The organism is Pseudoflavonifractor intestinihominis (genome assembly GCF_040096055.1).
Taxonomy (GTDB): Bacteria; Bacillota; Clostridia; order Oscillospirales; family Oscillospiraceae; genus Pseudoflavonifractor; species Pseudoflavonifractor intestinihominis.
In genome coordinates this window covers 33680-53509 of the sequence record NZ_JBBMFK010000005.1, presented here as the reverse complement: position 1 = coordinate 53509, position 19830 = coordinate 33680, and the positions used below count along the sequence as shown (strand labels likewise).

Genomic DNA, 19830 nt, shown 5'->3' with positions numbered 1-19830 from the left:
GTTGGTGGTAAAACCGGCCTTCTTCCGGCAAAATGGTGCTGAAAGGAGTGACCGATTTAAATGACTCATTTTGAACATAACCTGCCCATCCTCCGCCGCCGGGCCGGGTACACCCAGGAGGGCCTGGCCGAGGCCCTGGGGGTGAGCCGCCAGGCGGTGAGCAAGTGGGAGAGCGGCCAGAGCCTGCCCGAGGCCGCCACCCTGCTCACCCTGGCCGACCTGCTCTCCTGCACCCTGGACCAGCTGATGCGGGAGGAGCTGTCCGAGGCGGATTTTCCCCCGCCCCCTGCCCCTGACACAGAGGCAGAGGAGGCCCGGTTCGCCCTCTTCGTGGCCTACGACCAGCACATGGACCGCTTTTCCGCCCTCATGGCCGCCGGGGTGTTCCTGTCTGTGGCCAGCGTGGCCGCCCTGCTGGCGGGCTATCTGAAGTGGGGAGACACCGGCCTGATGGTGCTGCCCTTCTTTCTGTGTGTGGCGGCGGCGGTCTTTCTCTTCGTGTGGGGCGGCATCGCCCACAGCGACTTCCGCAAGGCCCACCCGGACATCCCGCCCTTCTACAACGCCGACGCCATAGCCGCCTTCCGCAAGGTGTTCCGGGCAGGCATCGCCGCGGCAGTGGCCGCCATTCTGGTGGCGGTGGCCCTGCTGATCGGGCTGTCCGTCCTGTGGCAGTCCCAGCCCAGCGGCGGCGCGGCGGCCTGCACGGTGTTCTTCCTGGTGGTGGCCGCTGCGGTGGCGGTCCTGGTCTACCTGGGCATTGAGCACAGCAAGTACCACGGCAGCGTCGCCGCCGCCGAGACCGGCAGCTATGAGTACAAGCCCAATGAGGCCGCCGACCGCCGGTGCGGCTTCATCATGTCCGCCGCCACCATCATCTTTCTTGTGGCGGGCTTTGTGTTCAACGCCTGGCACCCCGCCTGGGTGGTGTTCCCGGTGGGTGGACTCCTCTGCGGTATGGTGAGCGGAACAGCCAAGAAATGAGGAATACGCATGACTTTTGATGAAGCTGGCGATCTGCTGGACCAGATGGCGGAGGAGTTCCCCGAGGCGTTTTACACCGACCTCAACGGCGGCATCTCCCTGCTGCCAGACGAGAAGCCGGACCCGGAGTTCCCGCCGGGGGAGATGTACATTCTGGGCGAGTACTGCGACGACCAGATGGGCCGGTACATCCTCCTGTACTACGGCTCCTTTGCCGCCCTGGCGGCCAAGGAGAACTGGACCGAGGAGGACTGGGAGGAGGAGCTCTACACCACTCTGGCCCACGAGTTCACCCACCACATCGAGGGTCTGGCCGGCGAGCACGGCCTGGACCGGAAGGACGAGGCCTTTCTGGAGGCCTGGCGGGACGGCCTGGAGCCCGAATAATCCCATAAAGAGACAGACCGCCCTCCGGTAGTGCCGGAGGGCGGTCCTTGTGTTGATTGGGTGTTGGCTCAGCAGGTGGCGCCGCCGGTGATGTGCAGCTGGGCGTCCAGAATGGCCTGCTTGCGGGAGAGGATGTCGTCGGAGAGGAGCTCCTTCTCCACGTGGTCAAAGCCCAGGCGCTCGATGGTGTCGGCAAAGCGCTCACCGGTCTTGCCCTGCTCCCGGAACAGGAGGATGGCCTTCTCGATGATGCTCAGGGCCTCCTCCTTGGTGGAGATCAGCTTGCTGAGGGGCCGGCCGGTGGCGGTGTGCTTGCCCCAGCGGCCGCCGATGTAGATCTTGTAGGCAAAGGTGCCGCCGTCCATGGCGTCAAAGTGGCACTTGTCGATGCAGCGGCCGCAGTTGTTGCAGACGTCCTTGTCAATGGTCAGCTCGCCGTCCTCCAGCTTGGCCGCGCCCATGGGGCACACCTGGGCCACGCCGCACTTCTTGCAGCCGTTGCACTCCTCGGGGTCGAAGTTGGGGATCATCTGGCCGATGATGCCCAGGTCGTTCAGGTCGGGCTTGACGCAGTTGTTGGGGCAGCCGCCCACGGCAATCTTGAACTTGTGGGGCAGGCGGACATTGCGGTAGCCCTTGTAGAACCGCTCGTGGATCTCCTCGGAGAGGGCGAAGGTATCGTGGAGGCCGTACTGGCAGGTGGTGCCCTTGCAGGACACCACGGGGCGGACCTTGGAGCCAGTGCCGCCGGTCTCCAGGCCGGCCTGGGCGATGTAGGCCCGGAAGGGCTCAATGTTGTCATAGTGGACGCCGGGGACCTCCACGGTCAGGCGGGTGGTGAAGGCCACGGTGCCGTTGCCGAACTTCTCGGCGGCCTCGGCGATGGTCTGGTTCTGCTTGGCGGTGATCTTGCCGTTTACGGTGATGATGCGCGCATTGAAGCAGTCGGTTCCCTTGTTGTTGAGAAAGCCCAGGGCTTTCACCCGCTTGATATCCTCAGGGCTGATGGTGCAGGCCATAATTGTTACCTCTCCTTATGTATAATTTTATGTCTCAGCGCAGAACGTATCTCGATTACTTCACCAGCTCGGTGCCGTTGACGGTGGTGCCTCCCTCCAGCACCACGGTGTTGGCATAGCCCAGGGCGCGCAGCCGGTTCTGGGTCAGGTAGGCCCGCTTGCCCTTGGCGCACACCAGCAGGAGCTTCTCGTCCTTGCCGATGCCCTCCAGCCCGGCGGGCAGGGCGGTGAAGTCCAGGTAGGGGGCGCCGGTGACGGCGGGGGCCATGCCCACGTCCAGGATGCGGTAGCCCTCGGCCTTGCCGGCCTGGAAGTCGGCGGGGCCCATGCTCACCAGCTTGCCGGAGAGCTTGTTGAGCAGGATCTGCACCGCGGCCACAAAGGGGTGGATGGCGGTGGAGAAGGGGGGCGCGTAGGCCATATCCATATTGGCCAGGTCGGCCAGGCGGGCCTTCATGGTGATGGCGGTGACTGCAATATCCACCATCTTATCCACGGCGCCCTTGCCCAGCACCTGGATGCCCAGCAGCCGCTGGTCCTCACGGGCGGCCACCAGCTTGATGATAAACTCGCCGGAGCCGGGGTAATAGTGGGCCTTGTCGTCCAGCACGCACACCACGCTCTCGGCGTCGATGCCGGCGGCGGCGGCCTGGGCCACGCTCATGCCGGTGCGGCCGGCGTTGAGGCCGGGCAGCTTGCACACGGCGGTGCCCAGCACGCCCAGGTACTCGCTCTCGCCGCCCGCCAGGTTCACGGCGGCGCTGCGGCCGGCGATGTTGGCGGTGGAGCCCATGGGGGACCAGGCGGGGGCGCCGGTGATCAGGTTGTGGACCATGGCGCAGTCGCCCACGGCCCAGATGGCCGGGTCATTGGTCTGGCCGTGGAGGTCGGTGAGCAGGGTGCCCTTCACCATGTCCAGGCCGCTGTCCATGAGCCACTTGGTGTTGGGCCGGATGCCGGTGGACAGCACCACCAGGTCGGCCTTCATCTTCCGGTTCTCGCACAGGACCTTCTCCACCTTCTCCTCGCCGGTGATGGCGGTGACCCGCTCGTTGGTGAAGACCATGATGTCCTGGTCGGCCAGGCGGTCCTCGGCCCAGGCGGCCATCTCCTGGTCAAAGCCGGGGAGGATCTGGGGGGCCATCTCCAGCACGGTGGTGCGGATATCCCGGGAGGCCAGGTTCTCCGCAGCCTCCAGGCCGATGTAGCCGCCGCCCACCACCACGGCCCGGCGGACCTCGCCGCTCTCGGCGGCCTGGCGCAGGGCCACGGCGTCCTCAGGGGTGCGGAGGAAGAACACGTTCTTCAGGTTCACGCCCTCAATGGGAGGGGCCACGGGGGACGCGCCCACAGCCAGCACCAGCTTGTCGTAGCTGTACACGCTCTCGCTGCCGTCGGAGAGGTTCTTGGCGGTGACGGTCTTGGCAGCGCGGTCCAGGGCCACGGCCTCCACGCCGCACTTCACCGCCACGCCGGTGAGCTTCTCAAACTTGGCGGGGGTGTTGACGATCAGGGCACTCCGGTCGGCGATGACGCCGCCCACGTAGTAGGGCAGGCCGCAGCCGGCGTAGGAGATGTCCTCGCCCTTGTTGAGAATGGTCACTTCCGCTGTGGGGTCCTCGCGCTTGAGCTTGGCGGCTGTCTTCGTGCCCGCAGCCACGCCGCCGATAACCAAAATTTTCATTGGAATATCCATCCTTTCCGGCGGCTGACCCGCCTTTCACGCATTGTTTTTATTTTATCACTTGTTCTGCTATTGGTAAAATAGTAAAATTGGATACAGGCAATCAGAAAAACCGATACCGTCAAAGGAGGGGGCACAATTGATCACCATCCGCCATCTGAAAATCTTTCTCACCGTGGCCGAGACCCGGAATATGAGCGAGGCGGCCGCCCGGCTCTACGTGTCCCAGCCCACGGTCTCCCAGACCATCGGCGAGCTGGAGAAGATGTACAAGGCCCGGCTGTTTGAGCGCTACCCCAAGGAGCTCTTTCTCACCGAGGCAGGCCGCACCCTCCGGGCCCAGGCCCTTCTGGCGGTGGAGGCCTTCGACCGGCTGGACGAGGTCATGAAGGGCGAGGGAGAGCGGCCCGCCCTCCGGGTGGGCGCCACCCTCACCGTGGGCAGCACGGTGCTCTGCCCCATCCTGGACGAGCTGCGGTCGGTCCGGCCCAACGTGGACCTGTCGGTCCAGGTGGACAACACCCGCACCATTGAGGGCAAGCTCCTCCAGAACGAGCTGGACGCCGCCATTGTGGAGGGCATCATCCACCGGGAGGAGATCCTCTCCTCCCCCATCATCAGCGACTGCCTCATCCTGGTCTGCGCGCCCGACCACCCCTTTGCCGCCCGGAAGGCGGTGGAGCCGGAGGAGCTGGCCGGACAGCCCTTTATCCTCCGGGAACAGGGCAGCGGCACCCGCGCCCTCTTCGAGTCCTTTATGGCCCGCCGCCTGCCCCTGAACATCAGGTGGGAGTGCAGCAGCGCCACCGCCATCAAGCAGGCCGTCATGCGGGGGTACGGGCTGGCCGTCCTCTCCGCCCGGCTGGTCAGCGGCGAACTGGCCCGGGGCGAGCTGCGGCGGGTCAACGTGGAGGGCTGCGTGTGGCAGCGCTCCTTCCTGCTGTGCTACCACCGCAACAAGGTTATCAGCGACACCCTCCGCCGCTTCCTGGACATTGCCGCCTCCTACTCCTCCTACGGCGCCCCCTGTCCCATGGAGGGGCAGATATGAGCGCAACTTCTCTGTCAATTTTCCCTATCGCCAGTATTTGGTCTATATATTCATGCGCATTTTGTACATTTGACCTTTGACAAATTCCTGACAATACGATAGAATACCATCGTTTAACAAGGAAACGATTCTATCTGTGATTGAAAAGGAAGGAGTCCCACCATGAAAAAGAACGCGCTTGTCCTTGCCGCCCTGGCCGGCGTAATGGCCCTCAGCCTCACCGCCTGCAGCCAGCCCGACGCCGGCGAAAGCTCCCCCGCTCCCACCGACGGCAACGCCGACGCCGTCACCACCGCCTCCGTCACCACCGGCCTGTACGGCAACATGAGCCAGCAGGAGCTGCTGGACGCCATCGCCGCCTACAGCGGCGTGTCCGTGGTGTCCACCGTCAACGCCGACGGCACCCCCAACATCGCCATCTTCACCCCCGGCGCCGCCGGTGACGACAGCCACATCGTCTTCGGCTTTGCCGACAACGCCACCAAGACCAACCTGCTCCGGGACAAGGTGGCCAAGATGGTGTTCGACATCCCCAACACCGCCGCCGAGACCAAGGAGGAGCGCCACCAGGGCGCTGTGGTCAAGCTGGAGCTGGAGGAGGACCAGGACGTCCTGGCCGACCTGATGGCCAACAACGACCGCATCACCGAGAACTCCGTGGTGTGCCGCATCGTGGAAGTGCTGCCCGTGGGCTGAGCCCATCCCAACTGAAAAGCAGAAGAGCTGCCGCCCCTGTCCGAGGCTTCTCGGCACAGGGGCGGCTCTTTTCTCCCGCGCCTCCGCCCTGTCATATACTGGGGCGGAGGTTTTGACTATGAACAACTTTTCCGGCAATCCCGATCCCCGCCGCCCCTTCTGTCCCTGGTCCACTGTGACCGTATGCCCCATCCCCGGCCCTACGGGGCCCACTGGACCCACAGGCCCGGCAGGAGATTCCGGGCCCGCAGGACCCACAGGGGCGACCGGCCCCACAGGACCCGCAGGCGAAAACGGCGCTCCGGGGGCCACGGGGCCCACAGGCCCGGCAGGAGACCCCGGGCCCGCAGGGCCGACAGGGGCGACCGGACCCACAGGGCCCGCAGGCGAGAATGGCGCTCCGGGGGCCACGGGGCCCACAGGTCCGGCAGGAGACCCCGGGCCCGCAGGGCCGACAGGGGCGACCGGGCCCACAGGACCCGCAGGCGAGAACGGCGCTCCGGGGGCCACAGGGCCCACCGGGCCTGCAGGAGAGCCCGGGCCCGCAGGACCGACAGGGGCGACCGGACCCACAGGACCCGCAGGCGAGAACGGCGCTCTGGGGCCCACCGGTCCGGCAGGAGACCCAGGGCCCGCAGGGCCGACAGGGGCGACCGGACCCACAGGACCCGCAGGTGAGAACGGCGCTCCGGGGGCCACAGGGCCCACCGGGCCTGCAGGAGAGCCCGGGCCCGCAGGACCGACAGGGGCGACCGGACCCACAGGACCCGCAGGTGAGAACGGCGCTCCGGGGGCCACAGGGCCCACCGGGCCTGCAGGAGAGCCCGGGCCCGCAGGACCGACAGGGGCGACCGGACCCACAGGACCCGCAGGTGAGAACGGCGCTCCGGGGGCCACGGGACCCACAGGGCCAACCGGTCCCACAGGGCCTGCGGGTGCGGACGGACAGGACGGCCAGGCTGGACCCACCGGTGCGACCGGTGCTACCGGCGCCACAGGCCCCACACAGCCCGCCGTGTACGGCAATTTCTCCAGCAGCGCAGCCCAGACCTTCTATACCCCCCGCTACGGCTCCATCACCTTCGACCAGTTCAACGGCAAGGGCATCACTCAGAGCGCCAACGGCCAGTACGCTGTCATCCAGACCGCCGGGCTCTACCTCATCAGCTTCGGCGCCCTGTCCAACACCGACCTGCCCCACTATATCACCATCGGCATCACCCCCGGCGGCTATCTCTCCTGGGCCCGCACCCCCCTGGCCAACGGCGTACTGGTGAGCCGCACCATCGCCGTGCCCCTGCTGCCCACCTTTCTTGTGGGCATCCACGTGGACTCCGCCGACAACAACACCCCGGTCTCCCTCCCCGCCACCCCCGCCTACTCCAACGCCTTCCTCACCCTGACGCTGGCGGGCCCCTTCCCTCTGCCCTGAATTTTCCAGGCCTGTCCGCCATTTTTCAATTGTAAATTGTCTCCATACCTGCTACAATGACAGAGGAGTAAATCTCAGTTACGCAGGGAGGGACCAGCCATGACCCTTGGCCAGAAGATCCGCGAGGCCCGCCAGAGCAAGGGAATGACCCAAAAAGAGCTGGTCGGGGACTATATCACCCGCAATATGCTCTCCAAAATCGAAAATGACAGCGCCATTCCCTCCGTGCGCACCCTGGAGTATCTGGCCGGGGCCCTGGGCTTTCCCACCGGATATTTTCTCTCCGGCGCACCGGTGTCCGACGGCACCGCCCCCGACGGTCTGGACGAGGCCCGCGCCGCCTACCGGGAGCACCGCTGGAACGACTGCCTCACCGCTCTGGAGGCGGACAACAAGGCGGGCACCACGGACGAGGGCTATCTGCTCCACGCTCTGGCCGGTGCCGCCGCCGCCCGGGAGGCCCTGGACGCAGGCCGCCTGGTGGAGGCCAGAGAGCTGGCGGAGAACGCCCAGTATTACAATCAGGAGGGCATGTACGGCAGCGCCTGGCTTTCCGCCGAGCTGTCCCTGATCCTGGGGACCTGCCTCACCCGTCTGGGGGAGGAGGGCTATGCCCAGCAGCGGGCGGCTTTTCTCCGCGCTTTTGAGGCCATGGAGCAGAACCACCAGGCCGCCTCCGGCGAGCAGACGGATTGATCTGAAATCCGTCTGCCTTTTTTGTGCCCATTTCCCCTGTTTGCAGGCGGGTTTCACACCTTATTTAGTTTTTACCAGTTCCACCCTTGACTGATACCCCGTATTGTTGTATAATTTATACAAATAAGTTCCGTTAAAAACAGTCAATTGTGTCAATTCGACAATCAAAACCGCTCATTTGTCTTCTTTTTTGTAACTTTTTTCCAATTCTCTGGAGGTGTTCCCTATGACCCGCACGGATCAATCTACCCCGGCCCCCCAGCAACCTGATACACCGCTTTTTCATTTTTTGCAGGGGGATAACTGCCACACCCAGGACTATTTGGGCGCCCACCCCGCCAGTGTGGACGGGCAGGACGGCTATGTCTTCCGCGTGTGGGCGCCCCACGCCAGGGGCGTGTCCGTGATGGGCGACTTCAACGGCTGGAGTGAGGAGTCCCACCCCATGAACCGCCTGGACGGCGGCGTGTGGGAGCTGTTCATCCCGGGCATGAAGCAGTACGATACATATAAGTACGCGGTCCACGCCCGGGACGGCCGGGTGCTGGCCAAGTCCGACCCCTACGCCTTCCACGCCGAGACCCGTCCCGGCAACGCCTCCAAGCTCTACGACCTGTCCGGCTATCAGTGGGGCGACCAGAAGTGGCTGGAGTACCGGAAGAGCCATCCGGTCTACCACAGTCCGCTGAATATCTACGAGATGCACCTGGGCTCCTGGCGCCGCACCGGCGAGGGCGAGTTCCTCAGCTACCGGGACATCGCGTGCTGGCTGGTGCCCTATGTGAAAGAGATGGGCTTCACCCACGTGGAGATGATGCCCATCACCGAGCACCCTCTGGACGCCTCCTGGGGCTACCAGTGCACCGGCTACTTTGCCGCCACCAGCCGGTTCGGCATCCCCCACGACCTGATGTACCTCATCGACCAGCTCCACCAGGCCGGCATCGGCGTGATTCTGGATTGGGTGCCCGCCCACTTCCCCAAGGACGCCTTCGGCCTGTACGAGTTTGACGGCGAGCCCTGCTACGAGTATGCCGACCCCCGAAAGGGCGAACACGCCGACTGGGGCACCAGGGTGTTTGACTACGACAAGAAGGAAGTCCGCTCCTTCCTGTTCTCCTCCGCCCTCTTCTGGCTGGAGCAGTACCACATCGACGGCCTGCGGGTGGACGCCGTGGCCTCCATGCTCTACCTGGACTACAGCCGCCAGAGCGGCGAGTGGGTGCCCAACAAGTACGGCGGCCACGAGAATCTGGAGGCCATCGACTTCCTGCGCACCCTCAACACCCACATCTTTGTCCCCCACCCCGACGTGCTGATGATCGCCGAGGAGTCCACCGCCTGGCCCCTGGTGTCCCACCCGGTGGACGAGGGCGGCCTGGGCTTCAACCTGAAGTGGAACATGGGCTGGATGAACGACATCACCCATTACATGAAGCTGGACCCCTACTTCCGGCAGTTCAACCACAAGGACATCACCTTCTCGCTGATGTACGCTTTCTCGGAGAACTTCATCCTGCCCCTGTCCCACGACGAGGTGGTGCACATGAAGGGCTCCTTCCTCAACAAGATCCCCGGCCCCTACGAGGAGAAATTCGCCGGCGTCCGGGCCTTCTACACCTACATGCTCACCCACCCCGGCAAGAAGCTGCTGATGATGGGCAGCGAATTCGGCCAGTGGAACGAGTGGCACTACGAGTACTCCCTGGACTGGCACCTGCTGGAGAACAAGGAGAACCAGGACATCAAGGCCTTCTTCCAGGCGGCCAACGCCTTCTACCTGGAGAACAAGCCCATGTGGGACCTGGACTTCTCCTGGGAGGGCTTCCAGTGGATCTGTGCCGACGACAACCAGAACAACTGCGCCTCCTTCCTGCGGAAGGACAGCAAGGGCGACTTTATCCTGGCTGTGTGCAACTTCTCCCCGGTCCACCGGCCCGGCTACCGGCTGGGCGTCCCCTACCGGGGCACCTATCAGTGTGTGTTCAACTCCGACGACGAGCGCTTCGGCGGCTCCGGTCTGGGCGACAAGGAGCCCCTGAGCTCCGAGGATATCCCCATGCACGGCCAGGACCAGTCCCTGGTCATCGACATCCCCCCCATGAGCGGCGTGATCTACCGGTGCACCCGGAAGAAGCCCGCCCTCAAGAAGAAGACAGCCAAGACGGCCGGCACCGTCAAGCTGACCCCCGTGGGCAAGAAGCGCTCCACGGCCAAAAAATCCTGATTTTTCTCCGGGACGGCCTGCCCCAGCCGTGCCGCCCTGGCGGAAAGTTATACATCCAGCGCATTACCACCAAATAAGCAGAGGTGTTAGGAATGAAAAAGGAATGTGTCGCTATGTTGCTGGCCGGTGGACAGGGCAGCCGTCTCTACGCCCTGACCAGCCACGTAGCAAAACCCGCCGTCCCCTTCGGAGGAAAGTACCGCATCATCGATTTCCCTCTCTCCAACTGCATCAACTCCGGCATTGACACCGTGGGCGTGCTGACTCAGTATCAGCCCCTGGAGCTCAACGCCTACCTGGGCAACGGCCAGCCCTGGGACCTGGACCGGTCCGACGGCGGCGTGCACGTGCTGCCGCCCTACGTCCGGGAGGGCGCTTACGGCACCTGGTACAAGGGTACCGCCAACGCCATCTATCAGAACATCGGCTTCCTGCAGCTGTATGATCCCGACTATGTGCTGATCCTCTCCGGCGACCACATCTACAAGATGGACTACGGCGCCATGCTGGCCTACCACAAGGCCAAGGGCTCGGCCTGCACCATCTCCGTGCTGGAGGTTCCCATTGAGGAGGCCAGCCGTTTCGGCATCATGAACGTGGACGAGGAGGACAACATCTACGAGTTCCAGGAGAAGCCCAAGGAGCCCAAGAGCAACCTGGCCTCCATGGGCATCTACATCTTCACCTGGTCCAAGCTGCGTGACTACCTCATCGCCGACGAGGCCAACCCCGACTCCTCCAACGACTTCGGCCACGACGTCATTCCCGCCATGCTGGGCGCCGGCGAGAAGATGGCCGCCTACCGCTTCAAGGGCTACTGGAAGGACGTGGGCACCATCAACTCCCTGTGGGATGCCAACATGGACATGCTGTCCATCGGCACGGGCATCGACCCCTACGATCCCAGCTGGCCCATCTATGCCCGGTCGCCAACGAAGCCCCCTCACTTCACCGGCCCCGACGCCAAGATCACCCACTCCATGGTCACCGGCGGCTGCGAGGTGTACGGCAAGGTTGAGAACTCGGTGCTCTTCCACTCCGTCACCGTGGAGCCCGGCGCCACCGTGCGCTACTCCATCCTGATGCCCGGCACCGTGGTCAAGGCCGGCGCCACTGTGGACTACGCCATTGTGGCGGAGAATGCGGTCATCGGCCGCGACGCCACCGTGGGCACGCCGCCTCCCAGCGGCGAGCCCGGGGACTGGGGCATCACTGTGGTGGCCCAGGACATCGAGGTGGGCGACGGCGCCGTCGTGCCCGCCAACGCCATGATTACCCGTAATGTGAAAGGGGGTGCTGCGAAATGATGAACAAGCTGCATGGCATCATTTTCGCGTACCGCTCCAACGCCGACCTGCGGGAGCTGACCCAGGTGCGTAACACCTGCTCCGTCCCCTACGGCGGCCGCTACCGTATCATCGACTTCATGCTCTCCAACTTCGTCAACGCCGGCATTGCCGACGTGGGCATCATCGTCCACGCCAACTATCAGTCTCTGCTGGACCACCTGGGCTCCGGCAAGGACTGGGACCTGTCCCGCAAGCACGGCGGCCTGCGCATCCTGCCCCCCTTCGGCTATGCCAACAAGCAGCGGGGCGGCGTGTGCCGTGGCCGTATGGATGCCCTGGAGGGCGTCTACTCCTACCTGAAGAACATCAAGCAGGAGCACGTGGTGCTGGCCGGCGGCGATATCGCCGTCAACCTGCCCATGCGTGAGATCTATCAGCAGCACATCAAGAGCGGCGCCGACATCACCGCCGTGTGCACCCGCAACCCCAAGGGCGATCCCAAGTCCTCCGACTACTTCACCATCGGCGCCGACGGCCGGGTGACCGACGTGTCCGTCCATCCCTATGCCCCGGTGGGCTGCGAGTCCCTGGAGGTGTATATCCTCTCCAAGAGCCTGCTGCTCTCCCTGGTGGATCACTGCGCCGCCCACAATATCCCCTCCTTCAGCCAGGGTGTGCTCCAGTCCATGGTCCACTCTCTGAAGATCGTCCCCTACATCTTCGACGGCTACGCCGCCCGGCTCCAGTCTGTCCCCGGCTACTTCGCCCGCAGCATGGAGCTGCTCAAGCCCGAGGTCCGGGCCGACCTGTTTGTGCCCGACCGCCCCGTCAAGACCAAGGACCAGTCCAACCCCTCCACCTACTACGGGGAGCAGGGCAGCTCGGTCAACTCCCTGGTGGCCGACGGCTGCATCATCGAGGGCACGGTGCGCAACTCCATCCTCTTCCGCGGCGTGCGGGTGGAGGAGGGCGCTCTGGTGGAGAACTGCATCCTGATGCAGGGCACCACCATCCAGCAGGGCGCTGTCCTCAAGTACACCATCACCGACAAGAACGTCCACGTCAACCCGGGCCGGATGCTCATGGGCCACGAGACCTATCCTCTGGCCATCGCCAAGGACGAAACTGTATAATCTGACCGGCGGACGGCGACCGCCGAGACCGCGAGAGACGGGGCCGGACAGGCTTCGTCTCTCGCTCGCGTCCTCCCCAAAATAAAATTCACCGGCCTCCCCGGCGGCCGGTTCTGAAAGGAGCTCCCATATGAATATCCTCTTTGCTTCCTCCGAGGTAGCCCCCTTTATCAAAACTGGCGGACTGGCGGATGTGGCCGGCTCCCTGCCCAAGGCCCTGGCCGCCATGGGCAACGACGTACGGGTCATCCTGCCCCTCTACGAGGGCATCAGCCAGGACTGGCGCAGCCAGATGACCTACCTGTGCAATTTCCACGTCCATCTGGCCTGGCGCACCCCCTACTGCGGCATCTTTGAGCTGCAGCGGGACGGCGTCACCTACTACTTCGTGGACAACGAGTACTACTTCAAGCGCTCCCAGATCTACGGCCACTACGACGACGGCGAGCGGTTCGCCTTCTTCTCCCGCGCCATCATCGAGACCCCCGGCCACATAGGCTTCTGGCCCGACGTGATCCACTGCAACGACTGGCAGACCGCCCTGGTGCCCATCTACCTGCTGGAGGAGCGCCACGTGGTGCCCGAGCTGCGGGGCGCCAAGAGCGTGTACACCATCCACAACATCGAGTACCAGGGCCGGTACGGCAGCCAGGTGCTCAAGGATCTGCTGGGCCTGGCGCCGGGCTATTTCAACGAGCATATGCTGGAGTACCACGGAGACGTGAACCTGATGAAGGGCGCCATCTACGCCGCCGACTATGTCACCACCGTCTCCCCCACCTACGCCCAGGAGCTCCAGTACGCCTTCTACGCCCACGGCCTGGAGGGCGTCGTCGCGGACAACCGGAACAAGATCCGGGGCATCCTCAACGGCATCGACACCGAGCTCTACAACCCCGCCAACGGCAACGGCCTGGCCGCCGCCTTCAATCCCGACGACCTGGCGGGCAAGCAGGCCTGCAAGGCCGCCCTGCAGCAGGCCTGCGGCCTGAACCAGGACCCGGATGCGCCCATCATCGCCTGCATCTCCCGTCTGGTCAAGCACAAGGGCTTTGACCTGGTCACCTCCTCCATCCACGACATCATGAGCATGCACAACGTGCAGATGGTGGTGCTGGGTACCGGCGACTGGAACTATGAGGAGGCATTCCGCCACGCAGCGGCCCAGTATCCCGGCCGCTTCGCCGCCCACATGATGTACTCCGCCTCCCTGTCCACCGCCATCTACGGCGGCGCCGACCTGTTCCTCATGCCCAGCGAGGCCGAGCCCTGCGGCCTGTCCCAGATGATCGCCATGCGGTACGGCACCGTGCCCGTGGTCCGGGAGACCGGCGGCCTGAAGGACACCGTGTGGCCCTACAACAAGTTCACCGGCCAGGGCCGGGGCTTCACCTTCGCCAACATCAGCGCCCACGACATGATGTGGGTCCTCCACGAGGCCGTGGATCTGTACCACAACAACCCCAAGGCCTGGCGCGGTCTGATGCACGCCGGCATGACCGCAGACTTCTCCTGGAACAAGTCCGCCGATGAGTACCTGGAGATTTACGGTTGGATTACCGGAAAATAAGCTGTTATTTTTGTCTTAATCTCCGATTTTACATCTGTTGCGTTGACATTAAATAACTCCTTGTGGTAAAATAGGGCGCTGCTACCAAGGCAGCTATTCTGTTTTCCCAGCCTATTTTATGTTATAGGAGATGCGTTCCCTTGCATAACTATACGAAAACTGAATTGACCAACCTGATCACCGGCAAGCTGCGCCGCAACTTCGGCCGGGATGTGGATGAGGCCACTGTTCCTCAGATGTTCAAGGCCTGCGCCATGGTGCTGCGGGATATCATGTCCGCCCACGAGCTGGAGACCGAGGACCGGGTGAAGGACAGCCACGCCCGTCAGGTCCACTATCTGTCCCTGGAGTTCCTCATGGGCCGGTCCCTGATGAAGAACGCCTATAACCTGGGCGTGCTGGAGCCCCTGACCCAGGCCATCGAGTCCCTGGGCTTCTCCGCCGCCGACCTGTTCGAGGCCGAGCCCGACGCCGGCCTGGGCAACGGCGGCCTGGGCCGTCTGGCCGCCTGCTACCTGGACTCCATGACCACCCTGGAGATCCCCGCCACCGGCTACTCCATCTGCTATGAGCTGGGTATTTTCAAGCAGAAGATCGTGGACGGCCAGCAGGTGGAGCTGGCGGACAACTGGCTGGGCCTGGGCGACGCCTGGCTCATCCCCAAGGTCGACGAGACCGAGACCGTCCACTTCGGCGGCAAGGTCACCGGCTACTGGGATGAGAACGGCCGCCACCGCGTGGCCTACGAGGGCGGCACCGACGTGCTGGCCATCCCCAAGGACATGGAGATCGCCGGCTACGGCACCGACCACGTGAACGTGCTGCGCCTGTGGGACGCCAAGAGCCCCGTGCCCGTGGATATGTCCCTCTACTCCCGCGGCGAGTATCTGAAGGCGGTGGAGCAGCAGGCCATGGCCGAGGTCATCGCCAAGGTCCTCTACCCCGACGACAACCACTACGAGGGCAAGTCTCTGCGCCTGAAGCAGCAGTACTTCTTCGTCTCCGCCACCATCCAGTCCATCGTGCGCAAGCACCGGGCTCAGTACGGCACCCTGCACAACTTCCACCAGAAGCACGTCATCCAGATCAACGATACCCACCCCACCCTGGTGATCCCCGAACTGATGCGGATCCTGCTGGATGAGGAAGGCTATACCTGGGACGACGCCTGGTATATCGTCACCCACACCGTGGCCTACACCAACCACACCGTCATGATCGAGGCCCTGGAGCGCTGGCCCCAGGAGCTGGTCCAGACCCTGGTGCCCCGCGTGTGGGAGATCATCGTGGAGATCTCCAACCGCTGGCAGCAGAAGCTCACCGAGGCCTTCCACGGCGATATGGGCCGTGTGGAGCGCAACGCCATCGTCTGGGGCGGCGACGTGCGCATGGCCAACATGTGCGTGTGCGCCTGCTACGCGGTCAACGGCGTGTCCGCCCTCCACTCCGACATTCTGAAGAAGGACCTGTTCCGGGATATCTACGCCATCACCCCCGAGAAGTTCCAGAACGTGACCAACGGCATTGACCACCGCCGCTGGCTGTCCCAGTGCAACCCCAAGCTGGACGCCCTCATCAAGGAGTGCACCGGCGGGGATGACTACCTGCTCCAGCCCGAGGCCCTGAAGAAGCTGGAGAAGTACAAGGACGACGCCGGCGTGCTCACCCGCCTGGGCAAGATCAAGGCGGAGAACAAGCAGGCCTTCGCCTCCTACGTGGCCAAGGAGAGCGGCATCATCCTGAACACCGACGCCATCTTTGATGTGCAGGTGAAGCGGCTGCACGAGTACAAGCGCCAGCTGCTCAACGTGATGCACATTATCTACCTGTACCAGCGTCTGAAGAGCGACCCCCACTTCACCTTCACCCCCCGTGTGTACCTCTTCGGCGCCAAGGCGGCTCCCGGCTACTATGTGGCCAAGGAGATCGTCCACCTCATCAACTCCCTGTCCGCCACCATCAACGCCGACCCGGTCTGCAAGGACCGGCTGCAGGTGGTGTTCCTGGAGAACTACCGGGTCAGCCTGGCCGAGCGGCTCATGCCCGCCAGCGAGCTGAGCGAGCAGATCTCCACCGCCGGCAAGGAGGCCAGCGGCACCGGCAACATGAAGTTCATGATGAACGGCGCCCTGACCATCGGCACCCTGGACGGCGCCAACGTGGAGATGCACGACCGTCTGGGCGACGAGAACATCTTCCTCTTCGGTCTGAAGGCCGACGAGGTGGTGGAGCTCAAGCGCCGGGGCTACAAGCCCTACGAGTACTATGTGGGCTCCCCCAGCATGAAGGCCGTGCTGGACCAGATTGCCCGCGGCTTCAACGACGGCGTCAGCTACACCGACCTGACCAACCGGCTCCTCTTCGGTCAGAACGGCAGCGCCCCCGACGAGTACCTGCTGCTGGCCGACTTTGAGAGCTACCGTGCCGCCCACGAGCGGGCCGGCAAGGCCTATCTGGACCAGAAGGCCTGGAACCGGATGTCCCTCATCAATATCGCCCGGTCCGGTATCTTCGCCGCCGACCGCTCCATCCGGGACTATGCCGAGAACATCTGGCATGTCCCCACCCGGGAGCTGTAATATAACCAGTCCCCTCAGCCGCCCGTCCCTCTCCGAGGGGCGGGCGGTTTTTCGTTTTTTTCCCTTCCACGCAATCAAATCTCCTCCCACGCTGTTTTATAGGTAGAAGGGAGTTGAAACGCTATGCTCACCCTGCAAGGTTCCCCTCTCTCCTGGGAGGAGGTTCTGGACCGGTACAGCCCCCTGGTCTTCCGTCTGGCCTGGCAGTCCCTGGGCAACCGGCAGGACGCCGAGGACGCGGCCCAGGAGGTCTTTGTTGCCCTGGTCCGGTCCAGCCCTTCCTTCCGGGATGAGACCCATCTCCGTGCCTGGCTCATCCGCACCACCTCCCACCGCTGTAAAAACCTGGCCGCCTCCGCCTGGAAGCGGCGCACCGTCCCCCTGGACCCGGACTGGACCCCACCCGCCGGGGAGCCGCCCCAGGCCGGAGCGGTGCTCTCCGCCGTGGGCCGGCTGCCGGAGAAGTACCGTACCGCCGTATACCTCCACTATGTAGAGGGGTACACGGCAGAGGAGATCGCCGTCCTGCTGGGCTGCCCCAGGGGCACGGTGCTCTCCCGGCTCATGCGGGCCAGAAAGCTGCTGCGCGATCTGCTGAAGGAGGAATTTGACCATGACCAACGCTGAACTTTACCGGCAGTCCCTGTCCTCCCTCACGCCTGGGGAGGACTGGCGGGAGCGCACCCTGGCCGCCATGGAATCCGCCTCCCCCCGCCCGGCCAGACGCCGGACGCTCCCCATCCTGGCCGCCTGCGCCGCTCTGGTGATTGCCGCCGGACTGGGCTGGCGCTGGTTCTCCGGACCCACGCCCCGCACCTTCCCCGGCGGCACGGTCAGCCAGGACCCGGGCTACACCTCCGCCCAGACCCTGGAGAAAATCTCCTGGTCCGCCCCGGTGGGCATGGGTATGGGCGGCTCGGATGACACCCAGGGCTCCTTTATGGTACATGACCTGGAGGAGATGACGGGCGTCAATCCCACCCTGGACAATACGGACAGTATAAAAGAGTTGCCTGTATACAAAAATCCCATCCCCAGCCAGGAGGAACAGCTTCGCTTCGCCCAAAATGTCGCCGCCGCCCTGGGAACGGAGATCACCGATTATGAGAGCTACGGCCCGGAAACCGGCTCACCCTACCGCTTCTTCTCCGCGCATATGGCTGATGGCGGACGGATGAGTATGGAAAATCTCATCAGCTGCCACGTCTGGCTGCCGGAGGACCTGCCCCTCCCCGCCTGGGCGGACACCCTGGAAAAAGCTGCCCCGCTGCTGCGGGAGCAGCTGGCCCCCCTGGCCGGATTTGACAGCCCCGTCCTGGAGGTCACCACCCATTACAATATCTACGGCGAGCAGAGCCAGAATTTCTTCTGGTTCCACCATGACCTGGAGGACTCCCTTACCGACCAGCTGCTGGACTACTGCTTCAACCGCATCGGGGATACATTTTGGCACGAGTCGGATGGCGGCATGTCCGCCTTCCACCTCCCCTGCTGGCCCACGGAAGAGGGTGTGCTCTACCCCATCCGTACGGCAGAGGAGGCGGTGGCAGACTTCCGCGCCGGGGATTATCTGGGCATGGACGCCCCCACCGACGGCGCCAATGCCCAAATCCTCCATGTGGAGCTGGTGTATATGAACCAGAGCTATCAGCCCTACATCCAGCCCGCCTATTGCATCACCTACACCCAGGACTACTGGGATGAGACTGATGTCATGTCCGATGCCCCCGACCCGGAGTCCTTCTCCAGCGTCAGCGTGGCCTACGTCCCTGCTGTGGTGGACGAATACCTGGAGGAGCTGGACGTGCAGTACATGCCCAACACCTGATTTCACTCCCCCAAGCGGGGCGGCCTTTCTGTCAGGCCGCCCCGCTTGACTTTATACTGGTTCCGAATTAGAATTGAGGGGAAATTGTGAGACTAAGGAGCGAATTTCTTTGATTTATCTGGACAATGCCGCCACCACCCGGGTGTGTCCCCAGGCCGCCCAGGCCGCGCTGGAGGCCATGACGGAGCAGTACGGCAACCCCTCTTCCCGCTATCCCCTGGGCCGTGAGGCCGCCAAGCGACTCAAGGATCAGCGCAGTCAGGTGGCCGCCGCCCTGGGCTGCGCGGCGGAGGAGATCTTTTTCACCTCCTGCGGCACCGAGGGGGACAACTGGGCCATCCGCGGCGCCGTGGAGCTGGGCAAGCGGAAGGGAAAGCACATCATCACCACCGCCTTTGAGCACTCCGCCGTGCTGGAGCCCTGCAAGGCCCTGGAGCGGGAGGGGTATGAGGTCACCTGGCTCAAGCCGGACAAGACCGGCCACATCTCCATGGACGAGCTGACCGCCGCCCTCCGGCCGGACACGGTACTGGTGTCCATGATGCTGGTGAACAATGAGGTGGGCACCATCCAGCCCGTAGCCCAGGCCGCCCGGGCCATCAAGGCCGCCGGCTCCCCTGCCCTGCTCCACACCGACGCGGTGCAGGCCTTTCTGAAAATCCCCTTCACCCCCAAGGCCCTGGGGGTGGACCTGCTCACCATCTCGGGCCACAAGATCCGGGCCCCCAAGGGCGTGGGCGCCCTGTACATCCGCAAGGGCCTCCGGTTCCCGCCCCTGATGCTGGGCGGCGGCCAGGAGGAGGGCATGCGCCCCGGCACCGAGGCCACCGCCCAGACCGCCGCCTTTGCCGCCGCCTGCGCGTTGGGCAAGCGGGAGATGAACTCCTATACCGCCCGTATGAAAGAGCTGAAAGAATACGCGCTGGAGTCGCTTCCGGCGGCCATTCCGGAGCTGAAGCGGGTGGGCGAGGGGGAGGCCCCCCACATTCTCTGCTTCACCCTGCCCGGCTACAAGAGTGAGGTGCTGGTGCGGGTGCTGGGGGACATGGGTGTGTGCGTGTCCGCCGGGTCGGCCTGCCACCGGGGCAAGCCCAGCCATGTGTTCGCCGCCATGGGCCTGCCCAAGAACGAGATGGACGGGGCTTTCCGGGTGTCCTTCTCCCCGGACAGCACCAGGGAGGACGTGGACGGCCTGCGGGAGGCCCTGGTCAAGGCCCGGGACACCCTGTTTACCACCCTGTCCTGAGACGGGATA

16 protein-coding genes and 1 pseudogene are annotated in these 19830 nt (G+C 64.3%); 15 read left to right on the top strand and 2 right to left on the bottom strand.

Annotated elements, in window-relative coordinates; genetic code table 11:
- The first annotated feature begins 60 nt into the window (after window positions 1-60).
- Complete coding sequence (locus WMO64_RS04505; protein ID WP_349231154.1) at window positions 61-984, top strand: helix-turn-helix transcriptional regulator; 924 nt, start codon at window positions 61-63, stop codon at window positions 982-984.
- A gap of 9 nt (window positions 985-993) precedes the next feature.
- A complete protein-coding gene (locus tag WMO64_RS04500) occupies window positions 994-1371 on the top strand; it encodes a metallopeptidase family protein (protein WP_349231153.1) in 378 nt (125 codons plus the stop codon).
- Window positions 1372-1439: 68 nt separating this feature from the next.
- Here the strand turns inward: WMO64_RS04500 and WMO64_RS04495 are convergent, their stop codons facing one another.
- The gene (locus WMO64_RS04495; RefSeq protein ID WP_349231152.1) at window positions 1440-2390 is read right to left on the bottom strand and encodes a ferredoxin-like domain-containing protein; all 951 of its coding nucleotides are present in this window, start codon (window positions 2388-2390) and stop codon (window positions 1440-1442) included.
- Window positions 2391-2445: 55 nt separating this feature from the next.
- Window positions 2446-4074, bottom strand: a complete 1629-nt coding sequence (locus WMO64_RS04490; RefSeq protein ID WP_349231151.1) for an FAD-dependent oxidoreductase — start codon at window positions 4072-4074, stop codon at window positions 2446-2448.
- A gap of 139 nt (window positions 4075-4213) precedes the next feature.
- On the opposite strand from WMO64_RS04490, the gene WMO64_RS04485 reads away from it, so the two are divergent.
- The 13 genes and pseudogenes from WMO64_RS04485 (at window position 4214) to WMO64_RS04425 (ending at window position 19821) form a co-directional block, all read left to right on the top strand.
- The gene (locus WMO64_RS04485) at window positions 4214-5125 is read left to right on the top strand and encodes a LysR family transcriptional regulator (RefSeq protein WP_349231150.1); all 912 of its coding nucleotides are present in this window, start codon (window positions 4214-4216) and stop codon (window positions 5123-5125) included.
- A gap of 162 nt (window positions 5126-5287) precedes the next feature.
- On the top strand, window positions 5288-5821 hold the full coding sequence (locus WMO64_RS04480) for a pyridoxamine 5'-phosphate oxidase family protein (RefSeq protein ID WP_294521915.1): 534 nt from the start codon (window positions 5288-5290) through the stop codon (window positions 5819-5821).
- 175 nt (window positions 5822-5996) lie between these two features.
- Window positions 5997-6827 (top strand): annotated as a pseudogene (locus tag WMO64_RS17130) (collagen-like domain-containing protein); the annotation flags it as partial.
- 9 nt (window positions 6828-6836) lie between these two features.
- Window positions 6837-7253, top strand: a complete 417-nt coding sequence (locus WMO64_RS04470; protein ID WP_349231148.1) for a hypothetical protein — start codon at window positions 6837-6839, stop codon at window positions 7251-7253.
- 99 nt (window positions 7254-7352) lie between these two features.
- The gene (locus WMO64_RS04465; RefSeq protein WP_294521689.1) at window positions 7353-7949 is read left to right on the top strand and encodes a helix-turn-helix domain-containing protein; all 597 of its coding nucleotides are present in this window, start codon (window positions 7353-7355) and stop codon (window positions 7947-7949) included.
- A gap of 226 nt (window positions 7950-8175) precedes the next feature.
- Window positions 8176-10176: a 1,4-alpha-glucan branching protein GlgB gene (glgB, locus tag WMO64_RS04460; protein WP_349231147.1), complete on the top strand. Its 2001-nt coding sequence runs from the start codon at window positions 8176-8178 to the stop codon at window positions 10174-10176.
- A gap of 92 nt (window positions 10177-10268) precedes the next feature.
- Window positions 10269-11483: a glucose-1-phosphate adenylyltransferase gene (locus WMO64_RS04455; protein ID WP_349231146.1), complete on the top strand. Its 1215-nt coding sequence runs from the start codon at window positions 10269-10271 to the stop codon at window positions 11481-11483.
- A complete protein-coding gene (gene glgD, locus WMO64_RS04450; RefSeq protein ID WP_294521682.1) occupies window positions 11480-12598 on the top strand; it encodes a glucose-1-phosphate adenylyltransferase subunit GlgD in 1119 nt (372 codons plus the stop codon). Before WMO64_RS04455 ends, glgD begins: the two co-directional genes overlap by 4 nt.
- 130 nt (window positions 12599-12728) lie before the next feature.
- Entirely contained in the window at window positions 12729-14168 is a 1440-nt protein-coding gene (glgA, locus tag WMO64_RS04445; RefSeq protein WP_349231145.1) for a glycogen synthase GlgA, read from the top strand.
- 140 nt (window positions 14169-14308) lie between these two features.
- Window positions 14309-16747, top strand: a complete 2439-nt coding sequence (locus WMO64_RS04440) for a glycogen/starch/alpha-glucan phosphorylase (protein WP_349231144.1) — start codon at window positions 14309-14311, stop codon at window positions 16745-16747.
- Between the two features lie 123 nt (window positions 16748-16870).
- Complete coding sequence (locus WMO64_RS04435; protein WP_349231143.1) at window positions 16871-17374, top strand: RNA polymerase sigma factor; 504 nt, start codon at window positions 16871-16873, stop codon at window positions 17372-17374.
- Window positions 17361-18575 carry a hypothetical protein gene (locus tag WMO64_RS04430; protein ID WP_349231142.1) on the top strand — a complete coding sequence of 405 codons (1215 nt, stop codon included), beginning with the start codon at window positions 17361-17363 and terminating at the stop codon, window positions 18573-18575. The genes WMO64_RS04435 and WMO64_RS04430 overlap by 14 nt, the downstream gene beginning before the upstream one ends.
- A gap of 109 nt (window positions 18576-18684) precedes the next feature.
- Entirely contained in the window at window positions 18685-19821 is a 1137-nt protein-coding gene (locus WMO64_RS04425) for a cysteine desulfurase family protein (RefSeq protein WP_349231141.1), read from the top strand.
- Window positions 19822-19830: the final 9 nt, after the last annotated feature.